Origin of the sequence: Streptomyces sp. NPDC001406 (genome assembly GCF_042895285.1) — a bacterium.
Classification (GTDB): domain Bacteria; phylum Actinomycetota; class Actinomycetes; order Streptomycetales; family Streptomycetaceae; genus Streptomyces.
In genome coordinates, this window is sequence record NZ_JBIAWG010000011.1 from 82,073 (window position 1) to 100,829 (window position 18,757).

General features: G+C 71.2%; 18 protein-coding genes and 1 pseudogene. 13 read left to right on the forward strand and 6 right to left on the reverse strand.

Translation table 11 applies throughout. From position 1 onward, the window contains the following. The first annotated feature begins 1 nt into the window (after position 1). The 5 genes and pseudogenes from narH (at position 2) to ACFY1J_RS26340 (ending at position 4,688) form a co-directional block, all read left to right on the forward strand. Positions 2 to 1,570: a nitrate reductase subunit beta gene (narH, locus tag ACFY1J_RS26320; RefSeq protein WP_390709417.1), complete on the forward strand. Its 1,569-nt coding sequence runs from the start codon at positions 2 to 4 to the stop codon at positions 1,568 to 1,570. After that, positions 1,567 to 2,343, forward strand: a complete 777-nt coding sequence (narJ, locus tag ACFY1J_RS26325; RefSeq protein ID WP_390732068.1) for a nitrate reductase molybdenum cofactor assembly chaperone — start codon at positions 1,567 to 1,569, stop codon at positions 2,341 to 2,343. Before narH ends, narJ begins: the two co-directional genes overlap by 4 nt. Beyond that, positions 2,340 to 3,098: a respiratory nitrate reductase subunit gamma gene (gene narI / locus ACFY1J_RS26330; RefSeq protein ID WP_390709419.1), complete on the forward strand. Its 759-nt coding sequence runs from the start codon at positions 2,340 to 2,342 to the stop codon at positions 3,096 to 3,098. Before narJ ends, narI begins: the two co-directional genes overlap by 4 nt. A 16-nt stretch (positions 3,099 to 3,114) precedes the next feature. Further along, positions 3,115 to 3,408 (forward strand): annotated as a pseudogene (locus tag ACFY1J_RS26335) (DUF6457 domain-containing protein); the annotation flags it as partial. A 5-nt stretch (positions 3,409 to 3,413) separates the two neighbouring features. Next, positions 3,414 to 4,688, forward strand: a complete 1,275-nt coding sequence (locus ACFY1J_RS26340) for a molybdopterin molybdotransferase MoeA (protein ID WP_390709420.1) — start codon at positions 3,414 to 3,416, stop codon at positions 4,686 to 4,688. Positions 4,689 to 4,791: 103 nt separating this feature from the next. Here the strand turns inward: ACFY1J_RS26340 and ACFY1J_RS26345 are convergent, their stop codons facing one another. From ACFY1J_RS26345 to ACFY1J_RS26360, 4 genes are all read right to left on the reverse strand, one after another. After that, positions 4,792 to 5,397, reverse strand: a complete 606-nt coding sequence (locus ACFY1J_RS26345; protein ID WP_390709421.1) for a NifU family protein — start codon at positions 5,395 to 5,397, stop codon at positions 4,792 to 4,794. A gap of 6 nt (positions 5,398 to 5,403) precedes the next feature. Continuing rightward, complete coding sequence (locus tag ACFY1J_RS26350) at positions 5,404 to 7,353, reverse strand: ferrous iron transporter B (protein WP_390709422.1); 1,950 nt, start codon at positions 7,351 to 7,353, stop codon at positions 5,404 to 5,406. After that, complete coding sequence (locus ACFY1J_RS26355) at positions 7,350 to 7,658, reverse strand: ferrous iron transport protein A (protein WP_390709423.1); 309 nt, start codon at positions 7,656 to 7,658, stop codon at positions 7,350 to 7,352. Before ACFY1J_RS26355 ends, ACFY1J_RS26350 begins: the two co-directional genes overlap by 4 nt. Before the next feature lie 151 nt (positions 7,659 to 7,809). Further along, entirely contained in the window at positions 7,810 to 8,619 is an 810-nt protein-coding gene (locus ACFY1J_RS26360; protein ID WP_390709424.1) for a DUF2249 domain-containing protein, read from the reverse strand. Positions 8,620 to 9,387: 768 nt separating this feature from the next. Here ACFY1J_RS26360 and epsC point away from each other — a divergent pair. The 3 genes from epsC to ACFY1J_RS26375 all read left to right on the forward strand — a co-directional run bounded on the left by epsC (position 9,388) and on the right by ACFY1J_RS26375 (position 11,474). Continuing rightward, positions 9,388 to 10,068: a serine O-acetyltransferase EpsC gene (gene epsC / locus ACFY1J_RS26365; RefSeq protein WP_390732069.1), complete on the forward strand. Its 681-nt coding sequence runs from the start codon at positions 9,388 to 9,390 to the stop codon at positions 10,066 to 10,068. Then, on the forward strand, positions 9,995 to 10,921 hold the full coding sequence (gene cysK, locus ACFY1J_RS26370; RefSeq protein ID WP_390709426.1) for a cysteine synthase A: 927 nt from the start codon (positions 9,995 to 9,997) through the stop codon (positions 10,919 to 10,921). The genes epsC and cysK overlap by 74 nt, the downstream gene beginning before the upstream one ends. Positions 10,922 to 10,982: 61 nt before the next feature. After that, positions 10,983 to 11,474, forward strand: coding sequence for a hypothetical protein (locus ACFY1J_RS26375; protein ID WP_390709427.1), 492 nt, complete (start codon positions 10,983 to 10,985; stop codon positions 11,472 to 11,474). A 70-nt stretch (positions 11,475 to 11,544) separates the two neighbouring features. Here ACFY1J_RS26375 and ACFY1J_RS26380 read toward each other — a convergent pair whose 3' ends face one another. Beyond that, a complete protein-coding gene (locus ACFY1J_RS26380; RefSeq protein ID WP_390709428.1) occupies positions 11,545 to 12,360 on the reverse strand; it encodes a DUF2249 domain-containing protein in 816 nt (271 codons plus the stop codon). Between the two features lie 713 nt (positions 12,361 to 13,073). On the opposite strand from ACFY1J_RS26380, the gene ACFY1J_RS26385 reads away from it, so the two are divergent. The 5 genes from ACFY1J_RS26385 (at position 13,074) to ACFY1J_RS26405 (ending at position 15,905) form a co-directional block, all read left to right on the forward strand. Beyond that, positions 13,074 to 13,679: a vitamin K epoxide reductase family protein gene (locus ACFY1J_RS26385; protein WP_390709429.1), complete on the forward strand. Its 606-nt coding sequence runs from the start codon at positions 13,074 to 13,076 to the stop codon at positions 13,677 to 13,679. Positions 13,680 to 13,754: 75 nt separating this feature from the next. Then, positions 13,755 to 14,642 (forward strand): class I SAM-dependent methyltransferase, encoded by an 888-nt coding sequence (locus tag ACFY1J_RS26390; protein WP_390709430.1) that lies wholly within the window; start codon positions 13,755 to 13,757, stop codon positions 14,640 to 14,642. An 11-nt stretch (positions 14,643 to 14,653) separates the two neighbouring features. Further along, positions 14,654 to 15,004 carry a cupin domain-containing protein gene (locus ACFY1J_RS26395; protein ID WP_390709431.1) on the forward strand — a complete coding sequence of 117 codons (351 nt, stop codon included), beginning with the start codon at positions 14,654 to 14,656 and terminating at the stop codon, positions 15,002 to 15,004. Between the two features lie 95 nt (positions 15,005 to 15,099). Next, entirely contained in the window at positions 15,100 to 15,543 is a 444-nt protein-coding gene (locus ACFY1J_RS26400; protein ID WP_390732070.1) for a hypothetical protein, read from the forward strand. Continuing rightward, complete coding sequence (locus tag ACFY1J_RS26405) at positions 15,540 to 15,905, forward strand: YciI family protein (protein WP_390709433.1); 366 nt, start codon at positions 15,540 to 15,542, stop codon at positions 15,903 to 15,905. Before ACFY1J_RS26400 ends, ACFY1J_RS26405 begins: the two co-directional genes overlap by 4 nt. A 97-nt stretch (positions 15,906 to 16,002) precedes the next feature. On the opposite strand, the gene ACFY1J_RS26410 is transcribed toward ACFY1J_RS26405, so the two are convergent. After that, on the reverse strand, positions 16,003 to 18,387 hold the full coding sequence (locus tag ACFY1J_RS26410) for an ATP-binding cassette domain-containing protein (RefSeq protein WP_390709434.1): 2,385 nt from the start codon (positions 18,385 to 18,387) through the stop codon (positions 16,003 to 16,005). Between the last annotated feature and the right edge of the window lie 370 nt (positions 18,388 to 18,757).

Genomic DNA, 18,757 nt, shown 5'->3' on the forward strand with positions numbered 1-18,757 from the left:
CATGCCCCGTGACGGAGTCACTATCGGACGGGTGATGGCCCAGGTGGCGATGGTGATGAACCTCGACAAGTGCATCGGCTGCCACACCTGCTCGGTCACCTGCAAGCAGACCTGGACCAACCGGACCGGCGTCGAGTACGCCTGGTTCAACAACGTCGAGACCAAGCCCGGTGTCGGCTACCCCCGCCGCTACGAGGACCAGGAGCAGTGGAAGGGCGGCTGGATGCTCGACAAGCGCGGCCGGCTGGTGCTGCGCTCCGGCGGCCGGGTCAAGCGTCTGCTGTCGCTGTTCTCCAACCCCGACCTGCCGTCCATCGAGGACTACTACGAGCCGGTCACCTACGACTACGACAACCTCGTCACCGCCCCCGCGGGCGACGACATGCCCGTCGCCCGCCCCCGCTCCGTCCTCACAGGCAAGCCCACCGACATCACCTGGGGCGCCAACTGGGAGGACAGCCTGGGCGGCGCGCCCGAGCACGCCGGCGCCGACCCCAACCTCACCGGGGAATGGGCGGAGAAGGTCAAGTTCGAGTTCGAGCAGACCTTCCTCTTCCACCTGCCCCGGCTGTGCGAGCACTGTCTCAACCCGGCCTGTGTCTCCGCCTGCCCCTCGGGCGCGATGTACAAGCGGGTGGAGGACGGCATCGTCCTCGTCGACCAGGACCGCTGCCGCGGCTGGCGCATGTGCGTGACGGCGTGCCCGTACAAGAAGGTGTACGTCAACCACGCCACCGGCAAGGCCGAGAAGTGCACCTTCTGCTTCCCGCGCATCGAGGCCGGGCAGCCCACCGTCTGCTCCGAGACCTGTGTGGGACGACTGCGCTACCTCGGACTGGTGCTGTACGACGCCGACCGCGTCGGTGAGGCCGCGGCCACCCCGGACGAGAAGGACCTGCTGGACGCCCAGCGCAATGTCTTCCTCGACCCGTCCGACCCCGAAGTGATCGCCGCGGCACGCAAGTCCGGCATACCCGAGGACTGGCTGGACGCCGCCCGCCGCTCCCCGGTGTACGCGCTGATCTCGACGTACAAGGTGGCACTGCCGCTGCACCCGGAGTACCGCACGCTGCCGATGGTCTGGTACGTGCCTCCGCTGTCGCCGGTGCTGGACGCCGTGGACGCGGCGGGCGGCAACCAGGACGACCCCGACCATGTCTTCGCCGCCGTCACCCGGCTGCGCATCCCGCTGGAGTACCTGGCGGAGCTGTTCTCCGCCGGGGACACCGACGTCGTCGCGGGTGTGCTGATGAAGCTCACCGCGCTGCGGTCGTACATGCGCGAACGCATCCTCGGCGAGGCCGGCGACGAGAGCGCGCTGAAGGCCGTGGGCCTCACGGTCCGCGAGGCGGAGGACATGCACCGGCTGCTCGCGGTCGCCAAGTACAAGGACCGGTACGTCATCCCCGCCGCGCACAAGGAGGACGCCGCGGCACTGTCCGCGATGGAGAACCGCTGCCCGGTGGAGTCCTCCGGCGATCCCCAGCCCACGGACGGCCGCCGCGTCATGCTCGGCATCCCCACCCTGCGCCGCCGCAACCCCGACGCCCCCGCCGGAGGCCACCCGTGAGCCCGCTGCCCACCTCCGTCCCCGCGATCGTACGCACCCGTATCCGCGCGGCCACCCGCCGCCGGGCCCCGCTCACCCCGCGTGAGGCGGAGGACCGGGCCCTGTTGCTGCGGCTGATGTCCCTGCTGCTGCAGTACCCGGACGCCGAGCTCGTCGCCGCCCGGCAGGTCGTCGCCGCCACCGTGGACGCCCTGGAGCCCTCACCGGCCGCCACCGAACTGGCCGCCTTCACGGCCTGGTTCACCGCGCAGGAACCCGACGCGCTGGAACGCCACTACGTCGAGACGTTCGACCTGCGCCGCAAGAGCGGCCTCTACCTCACCTACTACCTGCACGGCGACACCCGTCGGCGTGGCATGGCCCTGCTCGCCATGGCCCAGCGCTATCGCGCCGCCGGCTGGGACACCGACGGCGGGGAACTGCCCGACCACCTCCCGGTCGCCCTGGAGTTCGCCGCGCTCTGCGGGCCGGGCCCCGGCGAGGCCCCGCTGCGCCAGCACCGGCGCGGCCTGGAGCTGATCCACCGGGCGCTGACCGACATGGACTCCCCCTACCGGCATGTCCTGGCCGCCCTGCTCAGCCTCCTGCCGCCGGCGACCGAAGCCGACCTGAAGGCCGTGGCCGAGCTGGCCGCCCAGGGACCGCCCAACGAGGACGTGGGCCTCGACCCGTACGGCAGCGGGGAGTTCGCCCCGCCCGGCACCTTCGTCCCGCCCGAGCAGGCCCCGCCGACCCTCATGCCGCCCCTGTCCTCCCCGGAAGGCCACCGATGAGCACCGCCGCCTCCCTCACCACCACCAGCGGCGCCGACCTGCTGCTGTGGGTCGCGTTCCCCTACATCTGCCTGGCCGTGTTCGTCGTCGGGCACATCTGGCGCTACCGGCAGGACCAGTTCGGCTGGACCTCCCGCACCAGCCAGCTCCTCGAACGCCGCTGGCTGCGCTGGGGCAGCCCGCTGTTCCACCTGGGCGCGTTCATGGTCATCGGCGGCCATGTGATGGGCCTGGTGATCCCCGCCTCCTGGACCGAGGCCGCGGGCATCAGCGAGCACCAGTACCACACCACGGCCATATGGGGTGGCTCGGTGGCGGGCGTCGCCATGGTCACCGGACTCGGCATGCTGTGCGCCCGACGGCTGCTGACCCGCCGGATCCGCCTCGGCACCGACCGCAGCGACAAGTTCCTCTTCCCGCTGCTGTCCGCCACGGTGCTGCTCGGCATCACGGCCACCGCCGCGCACAACGTCTTCGGCCCGGGCTACGACTACCGGGAGACCATCTCCGTCTGGTTCCGCGGCATCTTCACCCTGCAGCCCCAGCCCGAGGCGATCACCGGCGCACCGCTGCTGTTCCAGCTGCACGCCCTGACCGCCTGCCTGCTCTTCGCGGCCTGGCCGTTCACCCGCCTCGTCCATGTGTGGAGCGTGCCGATCGGCTATCTGGCCCGCCCGTACCTGGTCTACCGCCGCCGGACGAGCACCCCCGTGGCGACGCCCAGGACACGGCAGAGCACCCGGCGAGCGGCCTGAGCCCGGCCCACGGGGCGCACGGGCAGTACTGAGAACGGAGCCACACTCGATGGACCGATGGATCGACGCGGTGAAGGACGAGCTGGGCATCGACCTGGAGGTCGACAGAACCGTCCTCCTCGATCTCGCACGGGACACCGCGCACGGCGTCGCCCGGCCCGCCGCGCCGCTGACCACCTTCCTGGTGGGTTACGCGGCAGGCCTGGAGGGCGGCGGCCCCCAGGCCGTGGCCGAGGCCGCCCGTCGTGCGGCTCAGCTCGCCGCACGATGGACCGCCGAGACCCACCACGGAACAAGCGCCGGCGGCTGAACACCATGAACGGTCTCGTATCCCTCACTCTCGACGGCGGGTTGCGGCAGGAGGAACGCCCTCGCGTTCCCCACTCCCCCGGCCTCGCGTCCACACATGGTCACGGGCGTACGGACTGGTTCGAAGCACATGACACGGCGGGCAGCGCGGCAGTCGCGCTGCCCGCCGTGCGCCTGTCCCTCTCCGAGGCGCTGGGGCATGTGCTGGCCGAGCCGGTGTCCGCGCTGACCGACCTGCCGTCCTTCGACACCTCGGCCATGGACGGCTGGGCCGTGGCCGGTCCCGGGCCCTGGCGGCTGTCCGGTCTCCTGCTCGCCGGACAGTCACCCGGCGGCCGGCTCGCGGACGGCCTGGCCGTACAGATCGCGACCGGCGCCGCCCTGCCGCCCGGAGCAACCGCCGTCCTGCGCCGTGAGCACGGACGCATCGACGGCTCCCTCCTGCACGCCCTGCACACAGGGCCCGAACCCGGCCGGGACATCCGGCCGCGGGCCCAGGAGTGCCGGGCGGGCGAGGCCCTGCTCGGTGCCTGGGTGCCGGTCACCCCTGCGGTGCTCGGGCTGGCGGCCGCCGCCGGTTACGACGAGTTGTCCGTCACCCGGCGTCCCCGTGTGGAACTCCTCGTGCTCGGCGACGAGTTGCTGGAGAGCGGTCTGCCCTCCGACGGCCGGGTCCGGGACGCGCTGGGTCCGCTGCTGCCGCCGTGGCTGAGCATGCTGGGGGCGGAGGTGAGCGTCGTACGGCGCATCGTGGACGACGCGGACGCCCTGCTGGAGGCGGTCACCGGGACCAGCGCGGACCTCGTCGTCACCACGGGAGGGACGGCCGCCGGTCCCGCCGACTTCGTCCATCCCGTTCTCCGCAGGATCGGCGCCGAGTTGCTGGTCGACGGCGTCGCGGTGCGGCCCGGTCATCCCATGCTGCTGGCCGAACTGCCGTCCGGCGGGCATCTGGTGGGGTTGCCGGGCAATCCCCTGGCGGCCGTCTCCGGCGTGCTGACTCTCGTGGAACCCCTGCTGCGCACGCTGGGCGGCCGAGTCGCTCAGGCGTCGGTGACGGCCGCGCTGGCCTCCGATGTGCCCGGCCATCCCACCGACACCCGTCTGGTGCCCGTGACCCTGGACGGCAGAGCACGGGCCGTGCCGCTGCGCTTCCACGGCCCGGCCATGCTGCGCGGGCTGGCCGGTGCCTCCGCCATGGCGGTCGTCCCGCCGGGAGGGGGCCACACCGGTACGCAGATCACCGTGCTGCCCCTGGACTGGGGAGCGCCCGGAGCATAGGAACACGGACTGCCGGAACAAGACGCCGGAACGAGCGAAGGACCGCTCGGCTCACATGCCGAGCGGTCCTTTTCCCATGCGCGGAGTTCATCCCGCGCGGAGTTCATCCCGCGCGTCGTACGGCCGGGAGCCGTTTCGTCAGGCCGGCCACGGACTTCGAGGAGCTCGCGTTCCTGACGGCCACGAGGCTCGGGCAGCGGTTGCGCAGTTGCTGTTCCAGGCGCTGGTGCAGGGTGATCCAGGAGGCCGGGCAGCCGTGGCAGGCGCCGGCGAGGCGCACGGTGACGACGCCGTCCTGGACGCCGACCAGTTCGATGGCACCGCCGTGGGAGCGGGCGAACTGCCCGACCGCCCCGCCGAGGAGGTCGCGTGCCGCGCGGTACAGCAGCGCGTCGTCGGCCGCCGCCTCGCCTGCATCTGTGCCGTCGGCTGCGCCTGCCGCGATCCAGCCGGCGCGGTCGTCGAGGGCGGAGTGGATCGCGGTGCGGACCCGGGCGCCCTCTCGGGACCAGGATCGGCCGGGGCCGAGGGCGGTGACGAGGGCCGCGGGCTCCGCCGTGACGGAAGCGAGGGTGCCGTCCTCGACGAGCGTGGCCAACGGGGCGGGAAGCGCGGCCGGCGGGCCGGTGCAGGGCAGCGTCCCTGCGGGCACCATCCAGCGCAACTGGTCGGGGCGGCCCGGGACATGCTGGGGGTGAAGCGGGATCATCGTGCCTCACCCGCCCAGCGCGCCGGTGACCGTGGCCGCCAGGTACGCCATCAGCCAGGCCAGCCCTGTCAGGTAGGTGAAGGCGATGGCCGGCCATTTCCAGGTGCCGGTCTCCCGTCGTATGACCGCGACGGTGGCCATGCACTGCAACGCGTAGACGAAGTAGACCAGCAGCGCGGCGATCGTCGGCGCGCTGAACACACGTTGCCCGGCGCGCGGCCCGTCGGGGTAGGTCATGTCCCGCAGCGCCGCCTTCGGGTGTTCGGGGTCCTCGGCGGCGGCGACCTGTCCGAGGGTGGCGACAAAGGTCTCGCGGGCCGCCTGTGCCGACATCACACCGACGTTGATGCGCCAGTCGAAGCCGAGTGGGTCGTAGACGGGGGCGACCAGACGGCCGAGATCGGCGGCGTAGCTGTGGTCGACGGTGTACGCGGCGACGGCGGTCGGCTTGGCGGTGTCGATGCCGTCGGCGCGCATCTGCGCCACCGAGTGCAGCGGCAGGTTCAGCAGCAGCCACAGCCCGATGCTGGTGGCCACGATGATGGTCGAGCACTTGCGCAGGAAGGCCTGCGCGGAGGTGCCCATCGCGATGAGCACCGAGCGCGGCGCGGGCAGCCGGTAGGGCGGCATCTCCATGTAGAACGGCACGAGCGGGCCGCGGAGGTCCCCGATCTTCTTGAACGCCCAGGCGGCCAGCATCGCCGAGACGGCACCGAGCAGATACAGGCCGAACATGGTCAGGCCCTGCGCGCCGAACGGGCCGATGTGGTCCGACGGGTCGACGAGCAGGCTGATGAGCAGGATGTAGACGGGCAGCCGCGCCGAGCAGGTGATCAGCGGAGCGGCCATCATGGTCGCCAGGCGGTCCTTGGCCGAGGGCAGGGTGCGGGTGGCCATGATGCCGGGGATCGCGCAGGCGAACGACGACAGCAGCGCCACGAAGGCGCGGCCTTCCAGCCCGACGCGGGCCATCACCCGGTCCATGAGGAAGGCGGCCCGCGACATGTAGCCGACGCCCTCCAGCAGGGCGAGGAGCAGGAACAGCAGCAGGATCTGGGGGACGAAGACCAGCACGCCGCCGACGCCGCCGATGAGGGCGTCGCCGAGCAGCCCGGACAGCCAGCGGTTGCCGACGTGCTCGGCGACCAGGCCGGACAGCCATCCGAACAGGGACTCGACGTAGCCCTGGAGGGGGGCCGCAAAGGTGAAGACGGTCTGGAAGAACAGCATCATCACCGCGAAGAACACGACGGTGCCCCAGAGCGGATGCAGCAGCACCGCGTCGATGCGCCGGGTGAGCCGGTGCAGTTCGGGGGCCCGGTAGCCGGCGAAGGCGAGCACCGACTCGGCCCAGGCGTCCCGTTCCGCCGGCTCGGTGGGCGGGGCGAGCGGCGGGGACGTCCAGGTCTGCCAGGAGGCGAGCTGCTCGCGCAGCTGCCCCATGCCGTGCCCGCGGTGGCCGATCACCGCCACCACCGGGACACCGAGGGCCTGGGCGAACGCGTCGATGTCCAGGTGCCCCTGGCGGCTGGTCAGCTCGTCCATGAACGTGACCACCACACAGGCGGGCAGGCCGCGCGCCAGAATCTGTGCGACCAGTCCCAGGGACCGGCGCACAGTGGTGGCGTCCACCATGACGAGCAGTGCGTCCGGGCGGGCCGCCCGGTCCTGGCGTCCGTCGAGGACGTCGACCGTGATCTGCTCGTCCGGGCTGACCGGGTCCAGGCTGTAGGTGCCGGGCAGGTCCTCGACCACACAACTGCGTCCTCCGGTGCGGCAGGTGCCGACGAACCGGGAGACGGTCACTCCGGGGTAGTTGCCGGTCTTGGCGTTCAGGCCGGTCAGGCCGTTGAAGATACTGGTCTTGCCCGAGTTGGGGCTGCCGACCAGGGCGATCCGCGGCTCCGTGGTCAGGGTTCCGTCCGTCTCACCGACGCCGTGACATCCCGCGGTCACCGGTCCGCTCCGACCGTCCGCACGCACGCGGCCTCGGTGCGGCGCAGGCACACCTCGTAGTCCTTGACCCGGTAGACGACCGGATCACGCAGCGGGGCCCGGCGCACGACCTCCACCACCGCTCCGGGGGTGAATCCGAGGTCGCCGAGCCGCCGGGCCACGGCGGCCGACCGGACCACGAGCACGTCGACCACGGTTGCCCTGGCACCGGGCGGCAGATCGGCCAGGGGGAGTATCCGGCCGTCGGGGAGCACCGCCGGCGAAAGGCCGGCCTCCCCTTCGAAGTCCATGCCAGCGCTGCGCATTCATGCCTCCACCACGCCATGCCGGGACGAGCCCGCCAAGTGCCGTATTCAGTAAGGCGAGGCTAACCTCACTGACGGCTGGTTCTACGGGGCCTTTCCTCCCGTACCGGCTGGGCCGTTCGGCCCCATTGGGCGAGCCGGGTCGGCCCCCTCAGCGGCGCGTGAAGACCAGCCGCCAGATCTCCGGACCCCGTTCCGTGTACTCCACGGCGAACCTGCCGGGCGAGCGCTGTTCGATCTGCGCCAGCAGCGGCAGCGGGTCATGGTGTGCGACCAGGACGATCCCTCCGCCGGCCCGGACGGCGTCGAGCGCGCCGAAGACCGTGGCGTGCCGCAGCGCGTGCGGTACGGCCCGGACGTCCAGTTCGGGAACGTCCGGCTCCTCCCCGCCACCACCGCAGCCGCAGGCCCCGCCGCAGCCGCCGGTCCGCTCCTCGGCCTCCTTCTGCGTGAACTCGTCGTCGCCGGCGTCCGGTTCGGGCCCGTAGAGCTCGTGCAGGGCCTTGACCAGGACGGCCAGGGAGGTGCCCGGCCGGCCGGCGAGCAGGGGCAGCACGAGGTCGTTGTCCTTGGCGAAGTGTTCGCCGCAGAGCACCTCCAGCGCGCGTGCCTCGGCAGCGGCGACTTCCGCCGTGGGTGCCGTGCGCAGAGCGTCGACGAGCGCCATGACGCCCCGGCGTTCGGAGATCAGGCTCTCGATGAGCAGCCGGGCCTCGGCAACCTGGTGGGCGGCGGGGTAGAGAACCGTCTCCTCGGCGGCGAAGTACGGCAGGAGCACGCGTTCGCAGTAGTCGACCAGACCGGTGCGGATGTGCTCGGCGGCACCGGGATCACGTTCGGCGGCCCCGAGAAGCATCGCGACGCGTCCGGCGAGTTCACCGGCCAATCGGGTGTGGTAGGCCTCGGCCGCGGTCGCGGCGGCGGCTTCCTCGGGGGTCGACGCGAGGGTGACGGTGTTCATCTTCGGTATCTCCAGCGGGACTTGACCGGTCGGATGCGACCGGGGCCGGTGACAGCGCTGTGCGGGCACGCGCCCTGGACGCTGTCGTCGGGGTCCGTGTGAGCACGGGGGCTGCCGGACGGGCACGGCACATGCGTCCGGCCGCCTGGGTGGCCTGGCAGGCGGCCGGACGTCGACCGAACGGGGAAGGACACCGCCCCCGACCGCGGCCTGCGCGCGAAAGCCTGGCCGCCGTCCGGCGCGGTATTCCGTGGCGCCTTCCCCTCCGGTCCCTGATGAGCATTCCTGGCCGACCGCCCACGGTGCCTGGGCCGGGCGGGTCCAGCACCCTGGACCAGTGGTCCCCGAAGACCCTGTCCGACATGGGCCGGTCGGCCGCACGACATGGGCAATTCGGCCGGGTTGCGCCAGCCCGGGCTGCTCTACCGTTCGATCCCATGGAGAACGGCAACAACGCGCAGCCCTCGAACGCCCGCTGTCGGCGGCCCCTTCGGCTCGCCACGGGACGAGACGCCGCACGATGTCGGCCGACCCGCCCGAGGAAGGTGTCCTCCCGCCCGTACCACCCCGTCCCGAGCCGACCGTCGGCATGCTGCGTCCGCCGCCTGTGCGTCTGCCGGCGCCGCAGATCACCGTCCGCCTGAGCCGGTGGGTGAAAAGCATCCCCATCGCTCGCTCCGGCCCGCCTCCTCGGCCGCCGGCACCAGCCGTCCCCGGACAGCGGTGCCGGCGGAACCGGCGTCTCCGGAGCCCACAGAGAGACATCGCATGATCGTCGAAGATCTCCGCACGGCCTGCCGCAAGGACCCTGCGCTGCACGGCATCAACGTGGTCGAGGTCCTGCTGTATCCGGGGCTCTGGGCCATCTGGTTCCACCGGCTGGCACACCGGCTGCACCGCATGGGGCTGCCGCTGCTGCCCCGGGCACTGTCCCAGTTCTCCCGCGCCATGACCGGGATAGAGATCCACCCGGGGGCCGTCATCGGCCGGCGCTGCTTCATCGACCACGGCATGGGCGTGGTGATCGGCGAGACGGCGGTGGTGGGAGACGACGTAATGCTCTACCACCGCGTGACCCTCGGCGGCACCGGCTGGTGGCGCGACCGGAAGGCCACCAAGCGACACCCCACCGTCGGTGACCGGGTGGTCCTCGGCGTGGGCGCGACCGTGCTCGGCCCCGTCCACGTCGGCGACGACACGGTGGTCGGTGCCCATGCCCTCGTCCTGAGCGACGTCCCCGCCCACTCCAGCGTGCGCGCCGGTCACGCGGACGTCACCACCCGCACCGTTCCCGTCACGGACCCGTTCGGCCAGACCCCGGCCGCTTCCCCTCTCCCTCCCCCCGCATCGACCGAAAGACCCCAAGAGGACAGCCATGGCAGCGATACACCCTTCGATCACGGCGCTCATCGGCCGGACACCCCTGGTGGAGCTGTCCCGGTACGGTGAGGACCTCCCGGCACGCCTGGTCGCCAAACTGGAGTCCGCCAACCCGGGCGGCAGCGTCAAGGACCGCATCGCCCTGGCGATGATCGAGGACGCCGAAACCACCGGCGCCCTGCGGCCCGGACAGGGCATCGTGGAACCCACGAGCGGCAACACCGGCATCGGTCTGGCCATGGTGGCCGCCGCCAAGGGCCACCCCGTCACCTTCACCATGCCCGAGAGCATGAGTGTCGAACGCCGGGCCCTGCTGCTCGCATACGGTGCCGACCTCGTCCTCACCCCGGCTTCCGAGGGCATGACCGGAGCCGTCGCCCGCGCCGCCGAACTCGCCGAGGCCAACGGCTGGTTCATGCCCCAGCAGTTCACCAATCCGGCCAATCCGGATGTGCACCGGCGCACCACCGCCGAGGAGATCTGGCAGGACACCGACGGACGGATCGACCTGCTGGTCGCCGGGGTCGGCACCGGCGGCACCGTCACCGGAGTCGGTCAGGTGCTGAAGGCGAAGAACCCGGCCGTCACCGTCGTGGCCGTGGAACCGGCGGAGTCGCCCGTACTCTCCGGCGGCTCGCCCGGCCCCCACGGCATCCAGGGCCTCGGCGCGGGCTTCGTTCCCGAGGTACTCGACACCTCCGTCTACGACACGGTGTGCAGGGTCTCCGTGTCCGAGGCCCGTGCGCAGGCACGCCGGCTCGCCCGCACCGAGGGCATCCTCGCGGGCGTCTCCGGAGGTGCCGCGCTGCACGCCGCCTCGACCCTGGCGCGCCTCCCGCAGCACAAGGACGCCTTGATCGTCGTCGTCCTGCCCGACACGGGCGAGCGCTATCTGAGCACTCCGCTCTTCGAGGACCAGTAGCGGACTCCACGACACAGCCGGCGCCCCGCCGGACCCCCCTCGCATGCAAGGAAGAACACCGATGACATACACGAACCGCGGAGCCGACGCTCTGCTCAAGGCGATGGGCGCGGCCATGCTGGCCGCGGGGCCCGTGATGCTGTGGCGCAGCCGCAGCGGCAGGAACGAGATACGCACCGAACTCACGGCCCAGAGGATCACTTTCCCGGAGCGCGGGCTGCCCGCGCACCTGGCGGCGTTCGCCGGCCGGCCCGTCGAGACCGGACCCGAGGCGCGGGCCTTCGCCGACATGATCAAGGGCCACCTGGCCCAGGCGACGAACGGCCGCACCTACTCCGAGATCACCGCGGAGCTGCACGCCACCGGGGACGACGAGAAGCTGGCCAAGCTTCGGCAGACCGCGTTCATGGGCGAGACGTTGCGCGCCTCGCTGATGTCCGCCTACCAGGCCTGGCAACTGACGTCGCTGGTCACCGGTCTCGGCGCACTGCTGACCGGGGTGGGCGCGGCCCTCGTCGTCTCGCCTCGGGCAGGCTCCCGTACGGCCCGCTGAAAAACAAACAGTGCTGAAAAACAAACAGCCGGGTGCGGCCAGCCGCACCCGGCAAGTCAGTCACCACTCGTCAGCGGTGGCTGAGCCGCAACCGCCAGGCCTCGGGGCCGCGCCGGAGATACTCCACCGCGAAGAGCCCGGGGTTGCGCTGCTCGATCTGTGCCAGCAGGGGAATCGGGTCGTGCGGCGCGACCAGGACCATGGCCTGGCCTGCCGGGACGGCCTCAAGAGCGCCGAACACGGTGGCGTGGCGCAGTGCGTGCGGGATGTCGCGGACGTCGAGTACGGGTTCGGTGGCCTCCTCGCCGCCACAGGCACATCCGCAGCCACCGCTCTCCTCGGTCTTCATCCCTCCTGCCTTCTCTGCATCGTCCGCGGCAGAGGCGCCACCGTTCGACGGGGTATGAGCGATCCGGTGGTGCAGTCTCTCCAGCAGCCGGGCCAGGCGGACCCCGGGTGCCGCGGCGAGCAGGGGCAGCACAAGGCCGTTCTGCTTCGCCACATGTTCCTCGAAGACCACCTGAAGAGCGCGGGCGTCCGCCGCGGCACCGGCCGTCGTGGGCGCGGTGCGCAGGGCGTCCACCAGCGAGGCCAGGCAGCGGTGTTCACCGATGAGACCCTCGACGAGCAAGCGCGTGTCGGGCAGCCTGCGGGCCACGGGATACAACGTGGCCTCCTCGGCAGCCGTGTGCGGCAGGAGTTCACGGTCGCAGAAGGCCACGAGGCCCGCGCGGAAGCGTTCGGCGGCACGCTCGTCACGGCCGGCGGCGGTGAGCAACAGCGTCACGCGTCCGGCCAGTTCCCCTGCCATACGGGCGTAGTCCGCCTCGGCGCTGTAGAGAGCCTCGGCATCCTCCGGGGCCGATGCGAAGGTGAGGGCACTCATTCAGGTGTCTCCAGCGGTTCAAGGCCGGAAGATACGGCCGCTTCTGGTCCGGACTGCACGTTCCGCCACGTCCCCGGAGCGGTCGGCGCACCGGGCGGCCTGGGCATGGTGAGCGCCGTCACCGGGGCCGTGGCGGAACACCGTCCGACGGCTGCAGAACGGTGGCCGGACGGTGACCGGTCCGGGGGCACCACGCGCCTGCTGCGGCCCTGCACACGAGAAGACGGGGCCGAGCAGCCGAAACGCGACGGTCCGTGTCGCCTCCCGACCGGTCGCCGACCAGCCTTTCGCGCCGCAGGCTTCACGGCATGGGCCGTGCGACCCCGTCCACACCGCCCACCGGTCCACAATCCCGACGCCGGACAGGGCCGAACGGCCCCACGCAAAGGGCCGTCCGGCCCAAGCGGCGAAGGCGACCTCGCCGCATCATGCGCAGTCCCCCGGGCGCCCGTGACAATCGGGCCGGAAGGGCCGCCCGACCCGGGACGTTCGGCCCCAGCCCCGGGTCGGGGGCAGCGCCTAACGTTCCCGACCATGGAGAACGATCACAACGCTCGACGGGGACAGTCGCGCGTGACCGAGGGCCGACCGGCGCCGGCCGCCCTCACACTGCTCACCCGCTCGAAGGCCCGCGCCCAGGAAGGGACCCGCGACAGGGGCCGCCCGGTGTGTCGACCCGCGACCCCTGCGCCCCTGCCGCGCACCCGCGCCGCATGACGCCGCCGCACACCGCCGGGGCCGACCGGCGCATCGGCTGGCTGATGGCGCTGACCGGGGTCATCGGCTGGCTCGCCTCCCTGCGCCTGGCCATCGACGACTGGCTCGTTCTCAAGGACCCCAGCTACCAGCCGACCTGCAACATCAGCCCGGTCGTCGGCTGCAGCAACACCATGGCGAGCTGGCAGGGCAATCTCTTCGGCTTCCCCAACATGCTGCTCGGCCTGGGCGCGTTCGCCGCCGTCGCCGCGCTCGGCATCGCGGTGCTCGCCGGAGCGCGCCTGCACAGGGTGCTGTGGCTCGCCCTCGACGCGGGAGCGCTCGTCGGCGTCGGATTCGCTCACTGGCTGATCTTCCAGTCGCTGTACGAGCTGAACCGGCTGTGCCCCTACTGCGGCGTCGTCTGGGTCATCACCATCGCGCTGTTCTGGTACGTCACGCTGCACAACCTCAAGCACGGCATCATCCCGGTGCCGGCCCGCGGCCGCCGCCTGCTGAATCTGGTGCTGGAGAGCCACTGGCTGCTGTTGGCGGCCTGGTACGGCGTGATCGTCATGCTCGTTCTCACCCGCTTCTGGTCGTACTGGAGCAGCCTGCTGTGACTGGGCCGTTCGGTCCGCCCGATTCGGGACATTCGACCCACACGCATCCCGCCGCCCGGAGTTAGCGTCGCCTTATTGACTCTCGAAGAAGTGCAGGTAGAGAGCGAGGCACGGATGGCGACCACGGACCATGACCAGCCGCTCCAGAAGGATCTCCCCGCACCCGGTGCGGGACTGGACACCTCCCGCATGCCGGGCCACTGGCTGCTGACCCGGCTCGGCAAGCGGGTCCTGCGCCCGGGCGGCGTGGAGCTCACCCGGTGGATGCTCGACACCCTGGACATCGGACCCGACGACCGGGTAGTGGAACTCGCGGGCGGTCTGGGCGCCACAGCGGCACTGACGCTGCGGCGCTCGCCGGCCGGCTACACGGCCGTCGACCGCGATCCCGCCGCGGTGGCCGCGCTGAGCGCCCTCACCGTCCCCGGCCGGACCCATGTCCGCGCCGTGCGGGCGGACGCCTCCGACACGGGTCTGCCGGACGGCTCGGCGACCGTCGTGTACGCCGAGGCGATGCTGACGATGCAGCCCCAGCCCGCCAAGCGGCGCATCGTACGGGAGGCACGCCGGCTGCTCACCGACGTGGGCGGCCGCTGTGCCATCCACGAAATGTGCCTGCTGCCGGACGGTATCGACCCGGCCCTCGCCGACCGGATCGCCAGGGACCTCGCCGACACCATCCACGTCGGCGCCCGCCCGCTGACCGCGGCCGCCTGGCAGGAACTCCTCACCGACGAAGGCTTCACGGTCACCGCGCGGAAGACAACGCCCATGGCGCTGCTCGAACCCCGCCGAATGGTCGCCGACGAAGGACTGGTCCCCGCCCTGGCCATCGCCCGCCGCGCTCTGCGGGACCCCGCGGCCCGTCGCCGAGTCCACGAGATGCGCCGCGTGTTCCGCCGCCACCAGGCCCATCTGGGCGCCATCAGCCTGATCGCCCAGCCCACCACGCCCACTGAATAGGGAGGCCCCCCATGCCCGCCACGGTGATCACCGACCTCGTCGACGAGTTGGCCGTGCCCGAGGACGGCACCCTCAGCCGCGTTCTGTACCGCGACGACCGGTTGCGAGTGGTCGGCTTCGCGTTCTCCGCCGGCCAGGAACTCACGGAGCACACCTCGGCCCTGCCCGTCGTCATCCAGGTCGTCCGAGGGAGGCTCGAACTGATCCTCGGTGACGAGAAGACGGTGGCCACGCCCGGCAGTTGGATCCACCTGCCCGCCCGGCTGCCGCACACGGTACGAGCCACCGAGGCCTCCGTCATGCTGCTGACCATGCTCCCTGCTCCGGAACCCACGAAAGCCGACGATTCCACCGCAGCCTGACCCGTCGCCGACGGCAGAACTCCACGGTCCGGACCACCCTGGGGGCGTGTGACACTGACGCCATGGGGTGGGACAGATTCCGTCAAGGGAGATGGGTGCCGCTTGCGGTGGCGGCGGTGCCCCTGGGGGCGGCGCTTGCGGGCGGCTGGTCGCTGGCGGGCGAGATCTCTGACGCGCGGCGGATCGATGCGTCACCGGTGCAGGTCCAGGGTGTCGTCGACCGGGCGGTGCCGGTCAAGGGCGGGACCGAGTACCGGGTGTCGTACCGGGTCGGCGGTCGGCGGTTCGCCACCGGAGATCTGCCGGTGGGACAGGGGGCGGAGCCGGCAGATCCCGAGGTGGGCACCGCGGTGTGCCTCGAAGCCTCGGCCGAGCGCCCGGAAACGGTGCGGCTGTGCGGCCAGAAGTATCCGGGCGGCGACAACTTGATTCCCGCCGAGGGCCTGTTGGTGGTGGCGGGCACGACAGGCACCCTCATGGCCGTCGGGTGGTTCGTGATGGTCGGCCGGGAGAGGTTCGGTGGAACCATGGCGCCATGAAGTACATGGTGCTGATGTACGCCGATCCCGCGGCGACCGAGGCGATGTCCGAGGAAGAGCGGGCCGATGTGTTCCGCAGACACGAAGCACTCCACCGGGACTTGGAGGGCACCGGCGAGATGCTGAACGGGGCCGGGCTGGCCTACCCGAAGGACACGACGACCCTCCGACGGCACAAGGACGGATCGGACGCGGCGGATGGCCCGTTCCGCGAGGCGACCGAGCAGCTGACCGCCTACTACGTGATCGACTGCGCCGGTCCGGAACGGGCACGTGCGATTGCCGAACGTGTCCTTGATTTTCACGTCGTAGCGGTCGAAGTCCGGCCGGTCCACGACGCGTTCGGCATGGGCGACGCCTGAAGGCGGGTCTGCCGGTCATCGGCAAGGGCTCGATCCCGCTTCAGGCGTCTCGTCCCACGGTGTCCGCGAGGGCCTCGGTCCGCCGCGAGGGCCTCGCTCAGCTGCCGACGTAGGCCGCGAGGTGCTCGCCCGTGAGGGTGGAGCGGGCGGCGATGAGGTCGGCGGGGGTGCCCTCGAAGACGATCTTGCCGCCGTCGTGGCCGGCGCCCGGGCCGAGGTCGATGATCCAGTCGGCGTGCGCCATGACGGCCTGGTGGTGCTCGATGACGATGACCGACTTGCCGGCGTCGACGAGCCGGTCGAGCAGACCGAGCAACTGCTCGACGTCGGCGAGATGGAGGCCGGTGGTCGGCTCGTCGAGGATGTAGACGCCCCCCTTGTCGGCCATGTGGGTGGCCAGCTTGAGCCGCTGCCGCTCGCCGCCGGACAGCGTGGTGAGCGGCTGGCCGAGGGTGAGATAGCCCAGGCCGACGTCGGCGAGCCGTTCGAGGATCTTGTGCGCGGCCGGCGTACGTGCCTCACCGGCGCCGAAGAACTCCTCGGCCTCGCTCACCGGCATCGCAAGCACCTCGCTGATGTCGCGGCCGCCGAGGTGGTACTCCAGTACCGACGCCTCGAACCGCTTCCCCTCGCACTCCTCGCAGGTGGTGGCGACGCCGGCCATCATCGCCAGGTCGGTGTAGATGACGCCGGTGCCGTTGCAGGTGGGGCAGGCGCCCTCGGAGTTGGCGCTGAACAGCGCCGGCTTCACCCCGTTGGCCTTGGCGAACGCCTTGCGGATCGGATCGAGCAGCCCCGTGTAGGTCGCCGGATTGCTGCGCCTGGAGCCGCGGATGGCGCCCTGGTCGACCGACACCACACCCTCGTCGGCGGGGATCGAGCCGTGCACCAGCGAGCTCTTGCCGGAGCCGGCGACGCCGGTGATGACGGTCAGCACGCCGAGCGGCACGTCCACGTCGACGTCGCGCAGATTGTTCGTCGCCGCGCCGCGGATCTCCAGCATGCCGGTGGGCTTGCGCACCGTCTCCTTGACGGCGGCCCGGTCGTCGAGATGGCGGCCGGTGATGGTGCCGGCGGCACGCAGCCCCTCGATCGTGCCCTCGAAGCAGACAGTGCCGCCCGCCGTACCGGCGCCGGGGCCGAGGTCGACGACGTGGTCGGCGATCGCGATCATCTCCGGCTTGTGCTCCACCACGAGCACCGTGTTGCCCTTGTCGCGCAGCCGCAGCAGCAGGTTGTTCATCCGCTGGATGTCATGCGGGTGCAGGCCGATCGTGGGCTCGTCGAAGACATAGGTGGTGTCGGTGAGCGAGGAGCCGAGGTGGCGGATCATCTTGGTGCGCTGTGCCTCGCCGCCGGACAGCGTGCCCGAGGGCCGGTCCAGCGAGAGGTAGCCGAGACCGATCTCCACGAACGAGTCGAGGGTCTCCCCCAGCGCCGACAGCAACGGCCCGACCGACGGTTCGTCGAGCCCGCGGACCCATTCGGCAAGGTCGCTGATCTGCATCGCGCACGCATCGGCGATGCTTATGCCGTTGACCTTCGAGGACCGGGCCGCCTCACTGAGCCGGGTGCCGTCGCAGTCCGGGCAGACGGTGAACGTCATCGCCCGCTCGACGAACGCGCGGATGTGCGGCTGCAGCGCGTCGACGTCCTTCGACAGCATCGACTTCTGGATCTTCGGGATCAGACCCTCGTACGTCAGATTGATGCCCTCGACCTTGATCTTGGTCGGCTCCTTGTGGAGGAGGTCGTGCAGCTCCTTCTTGGTGTACTTGCGGATCGGCTTGTCCGGGTCGAAGAAGCCGCAGCCCTTGAAGATGCGGCCGTACCAGCCGTCCATGCTGTAGCCGGGGACCGTGAGCGCGCCCTCGCTGAGCGACTTGCTGTCGTCGTACAGCTGGGTCAAATCGATGTCGGTGACCGTGCCCCGGCCCTCGCAGCGCGGACACATGCCGCCGGTGATGCTGAAGCTGCGCCGCTCCTTCACGGTCTTCCCGCCGCGTTCGACCGTGACGGCCCCCGCGCCGCTGATCGAGGCGACATTGAAGGAGTACGCCTTGGGCGAGCCGATGTGCGGCTTGCCGAGCCGGCTGAAGAGGATGCGCAGCATGGCGTTGGCGTCGGTGGCGGTGCCGACGGTGGACCGGGGGTCCGTGCCCATCCGCTGCTGGTCGACGATGATCGCGGTCGTCAGCCCGTCGAGGACGTCCACCTCGGGCCGGGCCAGCGTGGGCATGAAACCCTGGACGAAGGCGCTGTACGTCTCGTTGATCAGCCGCTGCGACTCCGCGGCGATCGTGTCGAACACCAGCGAGCTCTTGCCCGAGCCGGAGACGCCGGTGAACACGGTCAGTCTGCGCTTCGGGATCTCGATGCTGACGTCCTTGAGGTTGTTCTCGCGCGCGCCGTGCACGCGGATCAGATCGTGGCTGTCGGCAACGTGCGGCGCAGGCGACCGCGTCTCCGTCGTCTTGTCCATGCTTATCGTCTCTCCATACGTTTCACGGGCCGCGTTCACCGTCCCCGTCGGCGTCGCCTGGCTCGATCCGACCAGCCACGAGCGGTGGGTGCTGTTCCCCTGTGTCGGCGTGGTCGCGGCAACGCTACGCCGTTCCCCCGAACGACGGTCAGGCTAGCCGCGGCGCCATGGCTCGCGCTTCTTCATTCCTGATCGGTCCGGTCACCTGTTCGGCCACGCACGGAATCAAGTAGTCGTACGGCGACTCACCGTAGGCGCGCCGGAACCGGCCGCGCCGCACCCCATCGCGGCGCGATGTCCAGTTCGCACATATAAGATACTTTTTGTGATCAGGTCAGGACGGCCGCGGCACCGCCGCCCTCCCTACGGT

Coding starts and splice junctions, on each gene's coding strand:
- epsC (WP_390732069.1), top strand. CDS start 9,388: ATGATCGTCGAAGATCTCCGCACGGCCTGCCGCAAGGACCCTGCGCTG.
- ACFY1J_RS26410 (WP_390709434.1), bottom strand. CDS start 18,387: ATGGACAAGACGACGGAGACGCGGTCGCCTGCGCCGCACGTTGCCGAC.
- ACFY1J_RS26345 (WP_390709421.1), bottom strand. CDS start 5,397: ATGATCCCGCTTCACCCCCAGCATGTCCCGGGCCGCCCCGACCAGTTG.
- narH (WP_390709417.1), top strand. CDS start 2: ATGCCCCGTGACGGAGTCACTATCGGACGGGTGATGGCCCAGGTGGCG.
- ACFY1J_RS26395 (WP_390709431.1), top strand. CDS start 14,654: ATGCCCGCCACGGTGATCACCGACCTCGTCGACGAGTTGGCCGTGCCC.
- narI (WP_390709419.1), top strand. CDS start 2,340: ATGAGCACCGCCGCCTCCCTCACCACCACCAGCGGCGCCGACCTGCTG.
- ACFY1J_RS26360 (WP_390709424.1), bottom strand. CDS start 8,619: ATGAACACCGTCACCCTCGCGTCGACCCCCGAGGAAGCCGCCGCCGCG.
- cysK (WP_390709426.1), top strand. CDS start 9,995: ATGGCAGCGATACACCCTTCGATCACGGCGCTCATCGGCCGGACACCC.
- ACFY1J_RS26380 (WP_390709428.1), bottom strand. CDS start 12,360: ATGAGTGCCCTCACCTTCGCATCGGCCCCGGAGGATGCCGAGGCTCTC.
- ACFY1J_RS26340 (WP_390709420.1), top strand. CDS start 3,414: ATGAACGGTCTCGTATCCCTCACTCTCGACGGCGGGTTGCGGCAGGAG.
- ACFY1J_RS26385 (WP_390709429.1), top strand. CDS start 13,074: ATGACGCCGCCGCACACCGCCGGGGCCGACCGGCGCATCGGCTGGCTG.
- ACFY1J_RS26355 (WP_390709423.1), bottom strand. CDS start 7,658: ATGCGCAGCGCTGGCATGGACTTCGAAGGGGAGGCCGGCCTTTCGCCG.
- ACFY1J_RS26405 (WP_390709433.1), top strand. CDS start 15,540: ATGAAGTACATGGTGCTGATGTACGCCGATCCCGCGGCGACCGAGGCG.
- ACFY1J_RS26375 (WP_390709427.1), top strand. CDS start 10,983: ATGACATACACGAACCGCGGAGCCGACGCTCTGCTCAAGGCGATGGGC.